This is a genomic window from Pseudomonas sp. MWU13-2862 (genome assembly GCF_023242495.1).
Lineage (GTDB): Bacteria > Pseudomonadota > Gammaproteobacteria > Pseudomonadales > Pseudomonadaceae > Aquipseudomonas > Aquipseudomonas gingeri_D.
Genome location: NZ_JALMEZ010000020.1, coordinates 104,019 through 121,918 on the forward strand (window position 1 = coordinate 104,019; position 17,900 = coordinate 121,918).

11 protein-coding genes are annotated in these 17,900 nt (G+C 64.3%); 4 read left to right on the top strand and 7 right to left on the bottom strand.

All coding sequences use genetic code 11. The features are described 5' to 3' along the window. Window positions 1-9 precede the first annotated feature (9 nt). The 4 genes from M5C56_RS28825 to M5C56_RS28840 all read right to left on the bottom strand — a co-directional run bounded on the left by M5C56_RS28825 (window position 10) and on the right by M5C56_RS28840 (window position 3,645). Window positions 10-1,131, bottom strand: coding sequence for a GNAT family N-acetyltransferase (locus tag M5C56_RS28825; protein ID WP_103495243.1), 1,122 nt, complete (start codon window positions 1,129-1,131; stop codon window positions 10-12). 162 nt (window positions 1,132-1,293) lie between these two features. Next, window positions 1,294-1,797, bottom strand: coding sequence for an OmpA family protein (locus tag M5C56_RS28830; protein WP_103495244.1), 504 nt, complete (start codon window positions 1,795-1,797; stop codon window positions 1,294-1,296). Window positions 1,798-1,801: 4 nt separating this feature from the next. Next, window positions 1,802-3,070: a diguanylate cyclase gene (locus M5C56_RS28835; protein WP_103495250.1), complete on the bottom strand. Its 1,269-nt coding sequence runs from the start codon at window positions 3,068-3,070 to the stop codon at window positions 1,802-1,804. Continuing rightward, window positions 3,070-3,645, bottom strand: a complete 576-nt coding sequence (locus tag M5C56_RS28840) for a YfiR family protein (protein ID WP_103495245.1) — start codon at window positions 3,643-3,645, stop codon at window positions 3,070-3,072. Before M5C56_RS28840 ends, M5C56_RS28835 begins: the two co-directional genes overlap by 1 nt. A gap of 333 nt (window positions 3,646-3,978) precedes the next feature. Between M5C56_RS28840 and M5C56_RS28845 the strand changes: the two genes are divergently transcribed. The 4 genes from M5C56_RS28845 (at window position 3,979) to M5C56_RS28860 (ending at window position 8,452) form a co-directional block, all read left to right on the top strand. Then, window positions 3,979-4,830, top strand: a complete 852-nt coding sequence (locus M5C56_RS28845) for a TIM barrel protein (protein ID WP_103495246.1) — start codon at window positions 3,979-3,981, stop codon at window positions 4,828-4,830. 12 nt (window positions 4,831-4,842) lie between these two features. Next, complete coding sequence (locus M5C56_RS28850) at window positions 4,843-5,901, top strand: 2-oxoglutarate and iron-dependent oxygenase domain-containing protein (protein WP_103495247.1); 1,059 nt, start codon at window positions 4,843-4,845, stop codon at window positions 5,899-5,901. A gap of 42 nt (window positions 5,902-5,943) precedes the next feature. Continuing rightward, window positions 5,944-6,732, top strand: coding sequence for an ABC transporter substrate-binding protein (locus tag M5C56_RS28855; RefSeq protein ID WP_103495248.1), 789 nt, complete (start codon window positions 5,944-5,946; stop codon window positions 6,730-6,732). A 178-nt stretch (window positions 6,733-6,910) separates the two neighbouring features. Beyond that, a complete protein-coding gene (locus M5C56_RS28860; RefSeq protein ID WP_103497275.1) occupies window positions 6,911-8,452 on the top strand; it encodes an amino acid ABC transporter permease/ATP-binding protein in 1,542 nt (513 codons plus the stop codon). A gap of 114 nt (window positions 8,453-8,566) precedes the next feature. Here the strand turns inward: M5C56_RS28860 and recD are convergent, their stop codons facing one another. From recD to recC, 3 genes are read right to left on the bottom strand one after another with little or no spacing between them, the layout of a single operon-like run. Then, window positions 8,567-10,669 carry an exodeoxyribonuclease V subunit alpha gene (recD, locus tag M5C56_RS28865; protein WP_103497276.1) on the bottom strand — a complete coding sequence of 701 codons (2,103 nt, stop codon included), beginning with the start codon at window positions 10,667-10,669 and terminating at the stop codon, window positions 8,567-8,569. Next, the gene (gene recB / locus M5C56_RS28870) at window positions 10,666-14,352 is read right to left on the bottom strand and encodes an exodeoxyribonuclease V subunit beta (protein ID WP_103497277.1); all 3,687 of its coding nucleotides are present in this window, start codon (window positions 14,350-14,352) and stop codon (window positions 10,666-10,668) included. The genes recD and recB overlap by 4 nt, the downstream gene beginning before the upstream one ends. Further along, the gene (recC, locus tag M5C56_RS28875; protein WP_103497278.1) at window positions 14,349-17,807 is read right to left on the bottom strand and encodes an exodeoxyribonuclease V subunit gamma; all 3,459 of its coding nucleotides are present in this window, start codon (window positions 17,805-17,807) and stop codon (window positions 14,349-14,351) included. Before recC ends, recB begins: the two co-directional genes overlap by 4 nt. Window positions 17,808-17,900 lie beyond the last annotated feature (93 nt).

Sequence of the window (17,900 nt, forward strand, 5' to 3'; positions counted from 1 at the left end):
CAACCGCGCCTACTGTTCCTCGGCCATGGTCTGCAGATCCGGGTCCAGGCTTTGCCAGGTGATGCCCTTGGCCACCGCGCCGAAGACCCGATGCAGCAACGGGTTGCGATGACGGCAATAGCAGTCCAGCGGCACCAGGTGATGGCCGAGTTCACGCTTGACCCGGTAGCCGGTCTGGCCGCTGTCCAGGCGCGTGGCGCCGACACTGCAGGACCACTTCACCGCCTGCTCCCAGAGCTGGAAATACAGGTGCAGTTGCTTGCCCGCCTGGTAATCGATGCCGATGAACTTGTTGATGGCCTTGTCACCGAGCAGGAAGCAGAGCATGAACGCCACCATCTTGCCGGTCTTTTCATCGCTCAACAGGATGAAATGCGACTCTGGCTTGAGGGCGATCTGGCGAAAGAACTCGAAGGTGAGCTTTTCGAATTTGGTCTTGCCCTTCTCGTAGGTTTGCAGAAAGAGGCTGTACAGCTCTTGCAGCGTTGCTTCATCCGGTTGCTGCACGACCTGGACCGTCAGGGCTCCTGGCACCAGACCGTGTTTGAGCTTCTTTTTCAGCAGATAACGGTGACGGCTCTTGAGGGTCTTGAGATAGCCCTCGAAACCACCCGGGGCCAGTTCGACCGCCGTGCCCGGAAAACTCACCATGGGAAACAGCCCGCGGGTTGCGCACAGCCCTTCAAACGCCGCTTTCTGGGCTTCGCCAAAATCCTTCCAGACAGTCATCGCCGCGTTCTTGGCTTTCGCCCGCAGGCTCAGCGCGTCTTGCAGCGGCCCGAGGATATCCGCCAGCGAATACCCCGGCAGCAAACCGATGGTGCCCTCGTCGGAACAGGGTGAACCGACGAACAGAGTGCGCTGGTAACGCAGTGTCGGGATCACCCGGAGCATCTTGGCAATCACCGGCGGAACGACCAATTCCATGGGCACGTTCATGATGAACGTGGGCGCCAAGCCGATCAGCTGCCCATCTTTCTCCAGAATGGCGTAGGCAAATTCGAACTGGTCTTCAAGCCCGCCCTCTTCCAGGGCTTCATACCACCAACGACCTTCGACGCCGCTAAAACAGCTTTCCCACAGTGTGGCGGGAACAGACGCAGCGTGGCTGGCCCATTGAACTTGAAGCATTAAAACATCCTCTCAGTCGACTCCCTCCTGAGAGGGCCCATCCTTATACCCCCATGCAGGTGCATCGAGAAAGGATGGAAGCCAATTATTTCAACCGCTATCGCGCGGTTCGCCACGTTGCCAAAGGCCGCGCCCGGGCAACGCTCACGCGACTTGCGGCACTCAGTCGGCAATCACCACAATCGACACCCGGCGGTTCTCGGTACGCCCCGCCACCGTGTCGTTGCTGGCCACCGGCTCGCGGCTGCCCAGGCCGCGCAACTGGATATTCTCGTGTTTCATGCCGGACCGCTCGAGTACCGTCGCCACGCTGTTGGCCCGGCGCATGGACAGCTGTTCGTTGTAGGACTCCTTGCCCGACGCATCGGTATGCCCGTCCACCCGCACCCGCTGGATACCCACGCCCAGCAGCGCCTTGGCGATGCGCTCGACGATATCGTGGCTTTCCTTGTTCAACACTTCCAGGTCACTGCCGAACAGCACCTTACCCGACAGGCCGAAAGCCCAGCCCTCGTCCGTCAGCTCGAAACCCTGTTGCTTGAGCACGGCGATCTGGGCCGCGCTCAGGCCTTTGGGCGGCGCGGTCTGGCAGCCGGCCAGCGCCAGCAGCGCGGTAAACAGGGCCAGGGTGAAAAAACGCAGGGTCCGACGGGTCAATGTGTACAAGGGTTCAACTCCTGGTCTGAACAATGGCGGCGGAGTGCTCCGACCCCGCCGTGTGCTGCCCGCCTCGGGCGAGGCGCTTGGCATGGTACATGGCCGCATCGGCGGCGTTGAGCAAGGTGCCCGGGGTGGCGCCATGATCGGGATAAACCGCGATGCCGATGCTCAGCGAGGTCAGCACCTGGGCTTCGCCGGGCACCGGGATGGGGGCGTCCATGCTGGCAATGATCTTGTCGGCAATGCGCTGGGCGTCTTCGATCTTGTGCACCGGCGTGAGCAGCACGGCGAACTCATCGCCGCCCAGGCGCGCCACCAGGTCCTCTTCGCGCAACTGCGCCCGCACCCGCGTGGCCACGGCGACCAGCACCGCATCGCCCGCCGCATGACCGAAGTTGTCGTTGATCTGCTTGAAGCGATCACTGTCGAGAAACAGCACGCCGACCCGCTCGCCCTGCTTGGCGGCATTGCGCAGGGCGCGCATCAGCCGGCCTTCGAAGAAGGCCCGATTCGGCAGGCCGGTCAGGCTGTCGTGGCTGGCCTGGTGGGCCAGGGATTCATTTTCGCTCTGCAGGTGGGTCTGCCAGGACTCCAACTCGTCGAGCAGGGCGTTGAAGTCGGTGCCCAGGTTGTCCAGCTCGGCGATCTGCGCCGGCGGTACACGTCGGTCGAAGGCACGCTCGACACGCGCGGCGTGGGCCACATCGGCAAGGCTGCGTAACGGGCCGATAATGCCCCGTAGCAGGCGCCGCGCCAGGTACAACCCGAGCCACGCCGCCAGGACGCTGCACACGACGATGCCGAGCAGACCGCTGATCAGGAAACGCAACAGGCTACCGCCATGGCCGGTCAGGCGAATGCTGCCGACCTCGCGATCCTGATGGACAATCGGCAGGCGGATCGGTTGTTCCAGCAGGGCCCGCGCCAATTGCATTTCCACTTCAGAGAGCAGGCCGGTTTCCGGCCGCTGCCAGCGCGCCAGCAATTGACCGCGGGCATCGAAGACTTCGGCATCGGCCACCTCCTCCGTCTCGGCGATCAGGGCCAGGGCCTCGGTGGCCGCGCTGCTGTCGTTGAACACCACCGCCGCTTCCACGGTGTAGCTGATGGAACGGGCGATCAGGTGCAGATTGTGGTCGGCGTAGACCCGCAGGGCCAGCACACCGAGAAAGGTCAACGAAACACTCACCAGGCCAACGGCGGCCATGGCCGCCAGCAGATGCCCACGCCCGAGCACCGAACGCAGGCTGGGGCGCGTGCCGGACCTGAGCCAGCCGATCATGGCTGGGGACTCCGGCGTCGCGAGAGTTGCAACACGCTGGGGTGAATACGCACGCCACTGCGGGCGACCGAGTCGAGGTTGACCTCGAACGACACCTGGCTATCGGCGACCCGCAGGCAGAACAGGCTGCCCACGGTGCACTGATCGCCGCCTTCGCTGATGCTCAGCACCGCGTGGCCGTTCAGGGCACTGAAGAGTTGGCTGCGTTCTTCGCTGCTCAGCTTGCCGATATACACGGCATCACAGGCACTGCCGAGGGTCGGGCTGCTCGCCAGCAGGCGCTGGACCAACACCGGTCGCCCGGACGCCTGGGTGGTGCCCTTGACCAGATCGTCGGTGTACTCGGTGGGACCGACAATGCACAGGCGCAGTTGCGCAGGCTCCACCGGCCAGCGCGCATAACTGAGAATCCCCAGCACCACCTGGGTGACCGCCTGGGCACGCTGATCGGCCGCGGCGCTGGGCACGGCGTCCTGAGCAAAGCTGATGTGCGTCGACAAACAGAGAAGGGCAGACAGGCAGAACGGCTTCCACCCCCCAAATCGCCCTGTCGTCGAGACAGCCACGTTCATGCAGGAATTCTCTTAAAACTACGTAGGAATAAAGCCGAAACAATAGCATACCCCCTGAATCGCCAGGATGGATCTCAAGCACTAGATAGCCAACTATTGGTTTACAAAACTCTGAAGTATGGATTTGAGCTTTCCTATTCTTCTGCGTGCCATGGGCTGCCTAAGATCGACACCACGCTCCTGCAGGGGAGAAGGCTCTCCCCTGATCTGATGTCAGACCGGCTCCGCAGAGAACTGGCTAGACGAACGCCCTCTGTTACTGCCGTAACCGCTCGTCCCGGCCTCACACCGTGACGCGCATCGAACCGTTCAAGGCTTCGTTGAGGCGCACCGATGAAACTGGAGATTTTCCGTACCCTTTGGGGTTATACCGCGAGCAAGGCCCAGGCCCTTGAAGAACTGCTGGCCGCCGGCTTCGACGGCCTGGAGGCGCGGCTGCCGCTGGACGCCGCTGAACGCCGCGAGTTCGCCGCCTTTCTGCGGGCCAACCACCTGGGCTATATCAGCACCGTTTTCACCGCCTACGACGTGCTCCCCCAACAGGCCGCCGCGCCCGCCGAACACCTGCAGGACCTGGACCGCAAACTGGCCTGGGCCGCCGAGCTGCAACCGCGTTTCGTCAATGTGCTGGCCGGCAACGACCGCTGGCCCCTGGCGCAACAGGTGGAATTCTTCGGCCAGGCCATGGCCCTGGCGAAACGTCACGACCAGTTCTGCACCTTTGAAACCCATCGCTCGCGCTCGCTGTTCAATCCCTGGGTCACCCTGGAACTGATCAGGCAACTGCCCGACCTGCGCTTCACCAGCGACATCAGCCACTGGATCGTCACCTGCGAACGCCTGCTGGACGATCCCGCCGATGACCTCAGCGCCTTTGTCGAACGCGTCCACCATATCCAGGCGCGGGTCGGCTACGACCAGGGCCCGCAGGTGCCGCACCCCGGCGCCCCGGAGTACGCCCGCGAGCTGGCCTTCCACCAGGCCCACTGGGAAAGCATCTGGCGGGCCCAGCAGGCACGCGGCTACACGGTCACCACGCTGACCCCGGAGTTCGGTGCCGACGGCTACCTGCATCACCTGCCTTTCACCGATGTGCCGGTCGCCGACCTGTGGTCGCTGAATGTCTGGATGGCCCGGACCGAACGCGAACATTTCCAGCGTTTCAGCCAATCAACCCAACCCTGAGGTGCTTGCGTCATGCCTGAGAACACACCCAACAGCCCGGCCCAGGCCAACTTCAAGAGCATTCCGCAGGTGAACATCGCCGGGCTGTTCAGCGTCGAGCTCGAACACCGGCTGGCGGTGGCCGAGCAACTGGGGGCCGCCGCCAGCGAAGTGGGCTTCCTCTACATCACCGGGCACGGGATCGATCCGCAGTTGATCGACAACCTGCGCCAGGCGGCCAAGGACTATTTCGCCCAGCCGTTCGAAACCAAGATGCGGCATTACATCGGCACCTCGGAATCCCACAAGGGCTTTGTCCCGGAAGGCGAAGAGGTGTACGCCAAGGGCAAGCCGGACCACAAGGAAGCCTTCGACATCGGCTTCGAAGTACCGGCGGACGATCCGCTGGTACTGGCCGGCACACCGCTGCTGGGACCGAATGACTGGCCGACCCTGCCCGGTTTCAAGGACGCGGTGCAGGCTTATTACGCGGCGGTCTTCGCCCTCGGTCGCAAGCTGTTCCGCGGTTTTGCCCTGGCCCTGGGCCTGGAAGAGAACACCTTCGATGCGCTGGTCACCCGACCGCCATCGAAGCTGCGGTTGATCCACTACCCCTTCGACGGTGCCGCCCAGGATGCCCCCGGCATCGGCGCCCACACCGACTACGAGTGCTTCACCATTCTGCTGGCGGATAAACCGGGCCTGGAAGTGATGAACGACCAGGGCCAGTGGATCGATGCGCCGCCCCTGCCGGGAGCCTTCGTGGTGAATATCGGCGACATGCTCGAAGTGATGAGCGCCGGGGCCTTTGTCGCCACCGCGCACCGGGTGCGCACGGTGAGCGAGGAGCGGTATTCCTTCCCGCTGTTCTATGCCTGCGACTTCCACACGTTGATCCAGCCGCTGCCGGGCTTCGCCGAGGCAGGCCAGGACTATGAACAGATCGCCATTGGCGAGCACATGTACGGCCAAGCCTTGCAAACCTACCAGTACCTGCGCAAGCGCGTGGAAAACGGCGAGATCGCCCTGCCGGAAAAAGCTCGCAAGCCGTCGAGTTTCGGCCACTTGAAAAACCAGTCGCAGCCGTCCTGACCCAGCCCTCACACCCCAGCCTTCATATCGGAGCCACCGAGCATGTATAAGAAAACAACCAGCCTGACCCTGATCGCCGCCGGCCTGCTGTGCAGCAGTGCCGCCTTCGCCTCGACGGCCACCCCTGGCCAATTGAAGGTCGGGATGGAAATCACCTACCCGCCCTTCGAGTCCTATGACGCCGACAAGAACGTGGTCGGTTCCGATCCCGAGTTGTCCCAGGCCCTGGCCAAGCACCTGGACGCCAGGGCGCAGTTCGTCGACACCAAGTTCCCGAGCCTGATCCTCGGCCTCAATGCCGGGCACTACGACGCAATCATTTCCGGCATGTACATCACCCCCGAGCGCCAGACCCAGGCCATGACCATTGCCTATGCCAAGACCGGCGCAGCGATCATGGTGCCCAGCGCCAGCACGCTGAAACCGGGCACGCCGGAGGACCTCTGCGGGCTGAAGATCGGCCTTGAACAGGGCACCACCTGGGTCGCACAGCTCCAGAAGCTGTCGACCGACTACTGTGTGCCCAAGGGCAAGGGCGCAATCACCGTGAATGAATATCCCTCGGCACCGGAAGTGACCCAGGCGCTGCTGTCCAACAACGTCCAGGCGCAGGTGGAAATTGCCGGCGCGGCCAAGTTGATCGCCGAGAAGACCAAGGGCCGGGTGGTGGTGACCAGCGAACATCTGGTCTATCCGCAGACCCTCGGGATCTTTGTGAAGAAAGGCAATGACGCGACGTACCAGGCGCTGCTCAAGGCATTCGAGGAGACGAAGAAGAGCGGCGAATACGCGGCCATACTGAGCAAGTACAGCCTGGAAGCGGCGGAGTAAAAACCGCTGTTTCTGGAGTAGACCATTGCTGTCTGCAGGCACACGGACTGTAGGAGCATGGCTTGCCAGCGAAGAGGCCCTCAAGGCCGCCAAAAGCTTCGCGGGCAAGCCCTGCTCCTACAAGACCGGGGTTGCAACAGAGAGGCCGTAACAGCGTCAATGCAACACCGAGGTATCTATGCAATTCGATTGGCCCTATTTCTTTTCGCTGTTCTCGATGCCGGCCTTCTGGCAAGCCTGCGTCACAGTGGTCGAGCTCAGCGCCCTGGCCTGGTTTATCGGCATGCTGCTGGGCTTCTTCCTGGCCTCGGCCAAGCTCTCCACTGCGGCCTGGTTACGCCTCCCGGCGGCGGCCTATATCTGGTTCTTTCGCAGCATCCCGCTGCTGGTGCTGGTGGTGTTCGTCTACAACCTGCCACAACTGTTCCCGAGCACCGGCGGCGTACTCTCCGACCCATTCTATTCCGGGTTGCTCGCGCTGGTGGTCACGGAAGCCGCCTACATGGCCGAGATCCACCGCGGCGGGCTGATCTCGGTCGCCAGGGGCCAGAAGGAAGCCGGCCGCGCCCTGGGCATCGGCGTGCTCGGGTTGCAACGGCTGATTGTGATTCCCCAGGCGTTTCGTATCTCGCTGCCAACCCTGATCAACGAATACATCACGGTGGTGAAACTGACCTCGTTGGTTTCGGTGATCTCCCTCACCGAGCTGCTCACCGTCGGCCAGCGCCTCTATGCGCAGAACTTCCTGGTGATGGAAACCCTTGGCGCGGTGGCGGTGTACTACGTGTTGATCGTGAGCCTGTTCGGTTGGCTCCTGCAACGCCTGGAGCGGCATCTCGACCTGGGTCAGCGCAAGCCGCAAACCCTCGATGAGACCGCCATCGCCGGGCTCAGGGCCGCGCAGCCGACGCTGACCCCGCCACCTCGCGCGCCGTCGGTCAGCGGTGCTCCGCTGGCGCTGGACCTGCAGAATATCCACAAGTGCTATGGCAGCCACGAAGTGCTCAAGGGCATTGATCTGGCGGTCGGCAGTGGCCAGGTGATTTCCATTATCGGCCCGTCCGGCTCGGGCAAGACCTCGCTGATCCGCACCGTCAACGGCCTGGAAAGTATCGACCAGGGCAAGATCGTGCTCTTCGGCGAGGGCTTTATCAGCGCCGCCAATCCCCCGAACAACCCGCAGATTCGTCGGGGTGTGCGGCGCATCGGCATGGTGTTCCAGAACTTCAACCTGTTCCCCCATCGCTGCATTCTCGACAACATCACCCTGGCGTCACGCTACCACGGCGTGGCCCGCGAACTGAGCGAACAGCGGGCACTCGCCTTGCTCGACAAGGTCGGCCTGCTGGCCCATGCCCGCAAGTACCCGCACCAGTTGTCCGGCGGTCAGCAGCAGCGGGTGGCGATTGCCCGGGCGCTGGCGATGGAACCGCAGATCATGCTGTTCGACGAGCCGACTTCGGCACTGGACCCGGAGCTGGTCGGGGAAGTGCTGAAGGTGATTCGCGAGTTGGCGGATGAAGGGATGACGATGTTGATCGTCACCCATGAGATGGATTTCGCCATGTCGATTTCCGATCGGGTGGTGTTTATGGAGAACGGGGTGGTGCAGTTGGACGCCAGCCCGCAGGCGATTCGCGAGGAGGCGGCGGGTGAGCGGGTGCGGCGGTTCATGGGGATTGAAGCCGCTACCACAGCGAGCGTGGCGCAGGCCAGCTGAAGCGAACGCCGTCCCTGTAGGAGCTGGCTTGCCAGCGATGGCGGCCGGATAGTCGATGCAAGACTTTCGGGCCTCATCGCTGGCAAGCCAGCTCCTACAAGGTTCGTGGCGCTCTCAAAGTCCCGTTTCAGCGCCCAATTCCAGCATCAATCCACTGAGCCGCTTGACCTTGCGCCCCACCGCCTCTTCGAACACCCCGCCACGGGGTTCGATCAAACTGAACCAATCCTTGGCCCGGGTGATACCGGTGTAGATCAGTTCCTTGGTCAACACCGGGTTCAACACCTGCGGCAGGATCAAGGCGGTATGGGCGAACTCCGAGCCCTGGGACTTGTGCACCGTCATGGCGTACACCGTCTCCACATCGTTCAACCGGCTGGGCAGGACAAAACGCACCCCGCCCTGCCCGTCATTACGCGGGAAGGCCACCCTCAACACCGGCTGGCCGGCTTCGGGTCCGTCGCGCTCCGGCAGTTTCAAGGCAATGCCGATATCGCCGTTCATCAAACCCAGGCCGTAATCGTTGCGGGTCATCAGCACCGGGCGCCCCTCGTACCAATGCTGGTCGCTGTCGATCAGCCGATGGGCAAACAACGCCGAGGTAATCCGCTGGTTCAACCCTTCGACGCCCCAGGGCCCCTTGCGCACGGCACAGAGCAACTGGAACTCGTCGAAAGCCTGGAGCACCGTGCGCGCCCAATCGGTCCAGCGCGCATCCGCCAGATCGGTGCCGGCATCCGGACGCCGACTACGCAGTACCCCCAGGTAGTGCCGGTAACCTTTCGGGCCGGTGCCCTGGCCGTCCAGCACCAAACGCTCGAACTGCCTGTCCTGCTCGCCCTTGAGCGACAGTGCAAACAGGTCCGCGTGACTGCCGGCCGCCAGCAGCGCCCGCGCCTCGTCCGCCGACTGGCGATTGACCAGGCGGGCCAGTTGGCCGATACCGCTGCCTTCGCCGAAGCGCCGGGAGTGCCGCAACATCACCACCTGCTGGGCCAGTGGATGGCTGTCGTCCGGGTCTTCCTGCAAACCGCTGCCGCTCAAGTCCTCGCCGCTGACCGCTTGCAGCCAGCCACGGGTCCCCGCGCTGTACCAGCCCTCCTCGGCATCCCGACACAGATCCCCCAGTACCGCACCGGCTTCCACCGAGGCCAACTGGTCCTTATCGCCCAGCAGCACCAGTCGTGCATGGTCAGGCAAGGCATCCAGCAAATTAGCCATCATTTCCAGGTCGATCATCGACGCTTCGTCCACCACCAGTACATCCAGCGGCAAGCGGTTACCGGCGTGGTGACGGAAGTGCCGCGTGCCCGGCCGGCTACCCAGCAGACGGTGCACGGTGGTGACGTCGCTGGGGATCTTACCGCGCACGCCATCGTCGATCTCCAGCGAGCGCACCTGGGCACTGATGGATTCGGTCAGCCGCGCGGCGGCCTTGCCGGTGGGTGCCGCCAGGCGGATGCGCAGGGGTTTTCCCGCCGCCACCGCCGGCGCCTGGAGCAAGGCCAGCAGGCGCACCACGGTGGTGGTCTTGCCCGTGCCGGGGCCACCGGTAACGATGCTGAATGCTCCCCGGGTAGCCAGGGCACAAGCGAGTTTCTGCCAATCGATAAGCGCACCGGGCTGCGCCGCGCCGAACAGTGCGGTCAGGCGTTGCGCCAGGTCATCCGGGGTCTCTTCCTGTTCCGCCAGGCGCCGACGCAGGGCCTCATCGATACGCCGTTCGTAAGCCCAGTAGCGGCGCAGGTACAGGCGTCGTCCGCTGAGCACCAGCGGACGCTGTGCCGCTTCGATACCCACCTCGTCCGCCAACGCCACCAGCGAGCTTGTTTGCAGGGAGCGACACCAGTGCTCACCGTCCAGGGCCACCAGCAATTGCGACGGCAGCAGCAGCGCCCCGCCCTGCACATCGCCTTCCGGTGGCAGGGACAGGGCGAAGTCCGGCTCCTGCAAGGTGGCGAACAGATCGAGGCAGACATGCCCATGGCCCAACTGGTGGCTGGTCAGCGCCGCCGCCAGCAGCACCAGCGGATCGGCCTCGGGATCGAGTTCATGGAGAAAGGCCACGAAGGCCTTGTCCAGCGCCCGCAACCAACCCCGTTCGACCCAGCGTTCCAACAGCAACAACAAGTCCGCCGCGCGGCTCAGGGGCGTCAGTACAGCCAGGCTGTCGTCGCTCAGCGCCGTCGGCAGGATTTCCGAAAAAGAACGTTTCATAACAGACTCCCCTGCTCCCAGACGGGCTCGCCGCGGGGCACCGGTTTACCCTGGAACAGCAGGTCCAGGTGCTCGATCAGCTCACGGGGCGGCCGGGTGAAAAACACACCCTGGCTCGGCGCCCGGGTGCCACGCAGGAACAGGTACAAGGCCCCGCCCATATGCCGGTCGTAGTCGTAATCCGGCAGCCGCACCTTGAGCTGGCGATGCAGGGCCAGCAGGTAGAGCACGTATTGCAGGTCGTAGCGGTTGTCGAGGATCGACAGGTTCATGGCCTGCTCGGTATAGGCCGCGTCATCGGCGCCCAGCCAGTTGGATTTATAGTCGGCCACGTAGTAGCGCCCCTGGTGCTCGAACGTCAGGTCGATAAAGCCCTTGAACATGCCATTGAGCAGGACCGGCTCGGCCTTGGCCCGGGCGACGCCGCCGTGGGTATGGCGGCGCACCAGCTCGTCGACCTTGAGCACATCCACCGTGTGGCTGGCGAACCAGAACTCCATCTCCACCCGGTAGGCCTTGAGGTCCTGGAAGACCACCGGCGGTTGATCGTTGCCCAGGCGCAAAGGGGTTTGCAGCAGATCGGCGAGCCAATCGCTCAGGGCTGTGATCCAGCCTTTCCAACCCCGCAGATTGCAGCGTGGCGCGACGGCCTTTTCGATCAGCGTGCGGTCGGCGCTAAAGCCTTCATCACCGGCCCATTCGAGCAGGCCGTGGAGAAAGGTGCCGGGGTTCGGGCCACGGGGGAAACGGTGAATATCGCTGCCGCTCGGTACCAGCTCACGAGGAGCCGCCGGGTCGAGGCGCTCGTCGTCGAAGAGTTTTTGCGCCTGGGGGCTTTCCGGTGCTTCGTCGGTGTCAGCACTCTGCGCCTCACCGATGCGCAAAGCGCTGTAGGAGGCGATCCACCAGTACTCGGAGGCATTGCGCTTGGGCAGGCGCGGGGCGAGCAAGAGGGCTTCATTGCGCGGCGGCTGGAAGGCTTCGACGGTGGCCGCCGGCAGCGATTCGCAAGCCAGCGCCGGGCAACCTTCCCGCAGGTCCAGCAACCAGCGTTCAAGGCCCGTGGACTCGCCCAACACAGCGCCGCCACCGAGCAGATAGCCGAGGGCCGAGAGGTGCAGCACCGAGGCATTGTGATTGCCACGCTTGAGGTCCGCCACTCCCAGCCAGCAAGCATGCCGGGCCCGGGTCAGGGCCACGTACAACAGGCGCAAGTCTTCAGCCAGGCGCTCGTCGTCGGCCTGGGCGATCAACTCGGCGGTAGGCTTCAGGCTGACCTGGGCCTTGCGCTCGGCATCGTGGTAATGCAACGGCAGGCGGCTGCCATCCACCGGCTTGACCGAGCAGATAAACGGCAGGAACACCAAGGGGTATTCCAGGCCCTTGGACTTGTGGATGGTCACCACCTTGACCAGTTGCTCGTCGCTTTCCAGGCGCAGGATCTGTTCTTCACCGACCTGGCCGGAGGACGCCAGGTGCTCGCCGAGATGACGGATCAATGCCTGTTCGCCGTCCAGCTCGGCGGCCGCCTGTTGCAGCAGTTCGGAAAGGTGCAGCAAATTGGTCAGCACCCGTTCGCCATCGCTGCGGGTCATCAGCGCCTGGGGCAGGTGGAAGTCATGGATCAGCCGACGGAGCATCGGCAACACGCCTTGTTTGCGCCAGATCTCGCGGTAGCGGCGGAACTGCATGACCCGCTCCTCCCACGCCAGCTCGTCCTGGTTGAGGCGCTCCAGTTCAGCCAGCGACAGGTTCAGGGTGATGCAGGCCAGGGCCGCCCGCAGCGGACGTTCGACATCCGGCTCGGCGCAAGCCTTGAGCCAGGCCAGCAGGTCATGGGCCTCCTGGGCGGCGAACACCGAATCCTTGTCCGAGAGGTAAACGCTGCGTACACCGCGACTGGCCAGCTCGCCACGGACCGCCTGGGCCTCCTTGCCGTCACGCACCAGGATCGCGATATCGGAGGGCAGCACGCCCTTGAGGACGCCGTCGCGGACGAAACCGCTACGCTGCTGCTGACCACCGTTGAGCAACTCGACAATGCGCGTGGCGCAGGCCGCGGCCAACTGCTGGCGATACAGCGCGCCGGATACCGGTTGTTCGGTCGCCAGTTGCCAGAGGTTAAGCGCCGCCACGGGCTGGCCGTCGATCTGGAAAATCTCCTTGCGCCCCTGGGCAGCCACCGGCAGAAACGGTACCGGGTTCTCATCGCCTTCGCGAAACAGGAATGCACCGCGTCCTTGCTCGCGCTGCTCGGCACGCTCGAAGACATGGTTGACCGCCGTGACCATCGCCTGGCTGGAACGGAAGTTGGTACCCAGGGTATGCAGGCGACCGTGGGTGGCCTGGCGCGCTCGCAGGTAGGTGTAGATATCGGCGCCACGGAAGGCGTAGATCGCCTGCTTCGGGTCACCGATCAGGAACAGGCCGCACTCGGGACTGTTGTCCTCGATGCGGTAGATACTCTCGAAGATCCGGTACTGCACCGGGTCGGTGTCCTGGAATTCGTCGATCAGGGCCACCGGGAATTGCTCACGGATCAGGCTCGCCAGGCGCTCGCCACCGTCGGCCTGGAGCGCCGCATCGAGGCGCAGGAGCATATCGTCGAAGCCCATCTCGGCGCGCCGGCGCTTCTCCTCCTCGAAGCGCGCACCGACCCAGCGGGCGGCGTGTTCGAGCACGGCGGCGTCCGGGGTGGGCAAGGCATCGAGGCTGGGTTTCAAGCCGGCCATGGCGTCGAGGCCCGGGTGGCTCGGCGGCTCACCCTTCCAGGCTTCGGCCAGGCCCGCAGCGGTCAGACGGCTGAAGCCGGTGCCGATATCCAGTTGCTCCTGGGTCTCGTCCTCGGCCCAGGCGCTGAGCTTCTCGAACCAGGGCTCGAAGTAGCGCGCCTGCATCTTGCGCCCGTCGACGGTCTTGTTCGCCACGCCTTGCAGGCAGATATCCCGCAGTTCAGCGGCCCATTGTCGCCAGGGTGCCTTGAGTTGCACCAGGGCCTGGCGACGTTCCTGAATGCAGGCCTCGATCAGCTCGGCCGGCTCTTGCAGGTTGTCGTTGCGTCGCTCGCTGCCGAACAGGGCCCGCACCCGGGGCAACAGTGTCGCCGGGCCGCCCCAATTGGCCCGGACCCAGTTCAACGCATCGCCGTGCATCTTGTAGCAGAACAGCCGCCAGTAATCGCGCAGCACTTCGCCCAGCAGTTCGCTGTGGTCGGTTTCCAGGGTCTGGGTAAACAGGCTGCCGCTGTCGAAGGCGTGTTCGCGCAGCATGCGCTGGCACCAGCCGTGGATCGTCGATACGGCCGCTTCGTCCATCCATTGGGCGGCGATATCCAGGCGATTGGCACAGGCCGGCCAGTATTCGACCGGGTATTCGTCACGCAGTTGGGCGATCAATGCATCGGTAGCCGGGATCTCGTCGCGGAAGAACCGCGCGGCTTCCGCCAGGCGGGTGCGGATGCGGTCGCGCAGTTCCTGGGTGGCGGCATCGGTAAAGGTCACCACGAGAATCTGCGGCGGCAGCAATTCGCGGCCGAACCCCGAGTCCTCGCCGCCATGGCCGAGGACCAGGCGCAGGTAGAGCGCGGAGATGGTGAAGGTCTTGCCGGTGCCGGCACTGGCTTCGATCAGTTGGCTGCCGCGCAGCGGGAAGGCCAGCGCCAGGGGGGTCTTGTTGTCGGTCATGAGCGCGCCTCCTCGGCAGCGAGAGAACGCCACGGCGCTTCGACCAGCGGCCGATAGAGCGCATCGCACCAACCTTCGAATTCCTCGCTGGCAATCAGCGCGTTGTAGTCGGCGAACTGGCGGGCCAGGGCCGCGCTTTCCCGACGCTCGCCTTCGCTGTTCACACCGTCGCCGTCATAGGCCTTGCGCGCCGCGTCCTGCGCCTTGAGCGGGTCCGGCTGGGAGAGCCAGGCGAAGGCGGTCTTCACCGCGACCGGCAGCGGACGGCGCATGCCGGACTGCCAGGCCAGCAGCAGGTTGCCGAGGATCTCGGCGGCACGCGGCGCTTCGAACGGCGGCAGCAGCAGAGTGTCGTCGCTGGCCACCAGGGCCGTGGTCATCGAAAGCCCGCAGGCACAGGCCACCAGGTGCTCGACCCAGGGCTTGGTCAGACGGTGCCATTTGCGCGTCTTGATCGAGCCGATGCTGTTGGGGATGGTGGTCACGGCGAGCAGGCCGCCGTCACTGCGTTGATGCAAACCGCTCAGCCATCCCTCCACCCGGGTGGCGCTGGTGTCGAAGGCGACGGGCACGGCACTGGTCAGTGGGGTCGGCCAGAGGCTGAGCAGTTGTTGATAACGTTGCAGCAAATCCGGCAGCGGTTCGATCAGTTCGTGTTGCAGCAATTCGCCGAAACCGGCCATGGGCAGCAGGCCGCTGGCTTGTAACCGCCGGGCCTGGTGCTGCAGGGCATCGTCCGGGTTGTCCGCCTGGAGCAGCGCCGCTTGCAGCAGGCTGTCGCTGAGGCTGTAGCGTTGCAGGGCATCGAGCACGAACGGTTCCTCGTCGGCCAAGGGTGCCTGGGCCGCTTCGAAAAAGACTTTCAGGCGCTGGCTGAAAAAGTGCCGGACGGGATTGCGCAGGAAATCCTGGAGCTGGGCCAGGGTCAGTGGCTCGTCCTGTTGGTAGGCGTCGAGTTCGGCACTGATTTCGTTCGGGCCCTGGGTCTCGTGCAGTTGCTGCCATTCGCGGGCATAGCTGAACAATTCGGCATGGCTGTCGTGGAAATAACGGGCGCTGAAGGGTTGCAGCGGATGCGCCTGGGTCAGGGCTTGCAGCAGTTGCTCACCGTCGCCGTCCGGCAATCGCCAGCCCGCGGCGAGATGGTCGCGTAGCTGGCCGATCAGGACCGAGGCCGGACGCTCGCTGTTGTCGCGGATGCTGTGACCGACCCAGCTGATATAGAGCTGATGCCGGGCCGAGAGCAGGGCTTCGAGCAACAGGTAGCGATCATCTTCCCGTCGCGAGCGATCACCGGGGCGGTAGTCGCTGCCCATCAGGTCGAAGTCCAGGGGTGGCTGCGCACGGGGGTAGTCGCCGTCGTTCATGCCCAGCAGGCAGACCAGCTTGAACGGGATCGCACGCATCGGCATCAGGGTGCAGAAGTTCACCGCGCCGGCGAGGAAGCGCTGGGACAGCCGGCCTTGGTCGAGGCCGGCCAGCCAGGCTTCGCGGACCACGGTCAGCGGCAGGATTTCTTGCAGGTTGACGGCTTCGCAGGTTTCCAGCCAGTCGGCGCGCAGCTGTTCGAGCTGGATCAGCAGATAGTCGTCGTGTTCGGTGCTGGCGAGGAAAAACAACTGGATCAGTGCATGCAGGCGCTCGCCCCATTGTTGCGGGAGGGCCGGCTCGGAGAGTTCCTGATGGGCGATTTCCAGGGCGTCGAGCAGGGCCACCAATGGGCCGATCAAGGCGGCGTCAAGGCCGCCGATTTCGTCGTAGGGTTCGATACCTTCGCAGGCTTCGCCGCTGCCGACTGCATATCCCAACAACATGCGGCGCAAGCCGAACTGCCAGCTGTTCTGTTCCAGAGCATCGGGCAGGCCTAGGCCGGCGCGTTGTTCGGCGTTCATGCCCCAGCGCACGCCGGCGCCTTCGATCCAGCGATGCAGGGTCGGCAGGTCACGTTCCTGCACATTGAAGCGCGCGCGCAAGGCCGGGACGTCCAGCAGGTCGAGGATCTCGCTGACCGGGAAGCGGCTGTCAGGCAGCTTGAGCAGATGTTCGACGGCAATCAGCAATGGGTCGCGACCACGCTGGCCCTGGTCGGCCAGGGTGAAGGGGATAAAACGTGGATCGTTGCGTTCGAGCTGGCCGAACACCGCGCGGATATGCGGCGCATAGCTGTCGATATCCGGGACCATGACAATGATGTCACGCGGTCGCAGGTCCGGCTCGGCACTGAAGCGTTCTAGCAGTTGGTCGTGGAGGATCTCCACTTCACGTTGGGCGCTGTGGGCGATATGGAAACGGATCGACGGGTCGTGCTCGAGGTCGATCGCCGGCCAGTGCTCGCGGGTTTCGTTGAGCGGGCGCAGCTCGAGGATATCGTCCTGCAATTGATTGAGCAGGGTTGTCGGCGTGCTGTCGCTGAACAGGTCGATACGACCATCGCGGAAAGCCGCGCGGTAGCTGGCGGGATCGTCGTAGCTGTCCAGCAGGTTGATATAGTCGCGGCCCTGCTTGCCCCACGCGGCCAGCAGCGGGTGCGCGTGCTGGTGCAGGGTTTGCGGGTCAAGGGCCAGGGGCATCCCGGCCTTGCGGGTCTGGCGTTTGTATTGGTTACGCAGCAGGTCCTTGTCGGCGACGATATCGGACCAGTGATGACGGCAGGGGTTGTGCACGCAGAGCAGCACCTGGCTGAAGCGGGCCAGTCCGGCGAGGGCTTCGAGGGCCTGGGCGGGCAGCGAGGAGATGCCGAATACGATGACTCGCGGCGGCAGGCCTGGTGGTGCGCTTTGCAACTGGTTGATCCGTTCGATAAAGCGCTGGTGCACACCGGCGCGGCTTTGGGCCATGCCCGACTCACCGACGTCCAGCAGCAATGCGCGCCAGAGCTCGGCCTGCCAGCAATTGGCGGGCGGCAGCGGTTTGATCTCGCCGCGACCGCTGCGCAGTTGATGGCGGCCGGCAGCCCAGTCCTCCAGCCAGTCGGCGCGGTAGACCTGGTATTGGTCGAACAGGTCGGCGAGGCGCTCGGCCAGCTGGTAGCGCTTGCGCAGGTCGGTGTCGTGGGTGAGGAAGCGTTGCAGCGGCTCGAAGTGCGGCTGATCGATCAGTTCCGGCAGCAGGCGCATCAGGCGCCAGGTCAGCGGGCCCTTGTCGAGCAGGGATTTGGCCGGGATCTCGTCGCGCCCCAGGACCATGCGGTAGAGCTGCCACATAAAGCTGCCGGGCAGTTGCACATCAATGGCGGCGGCGATGCCGCAGCCGCCCTGGTCGTCGCCTTCCGGGTCTTCGGCCAGGGCGAGTTTCAGCCACTGGGCAATGCCGTTGCTCTGCACCAGGGCGATTTCGTTCTCCAGGGGCGCCAGGGGATAACGTCGCATCACGTTGATCACCAGGCTGCGCAGTTCCTCGGGGCTGTTGCTCTGCACCACCATGAAGGCGGGGTTGAGTGAGGTCGCGTCCGGCATGCCGACTTCCTTGGAGAATTCAAAACGAAGGCTGGACTTTACCACCTCCGGCGCAGGCAATCCTTCTTGAGCCTTGCAGCGCCTATTCGGCCG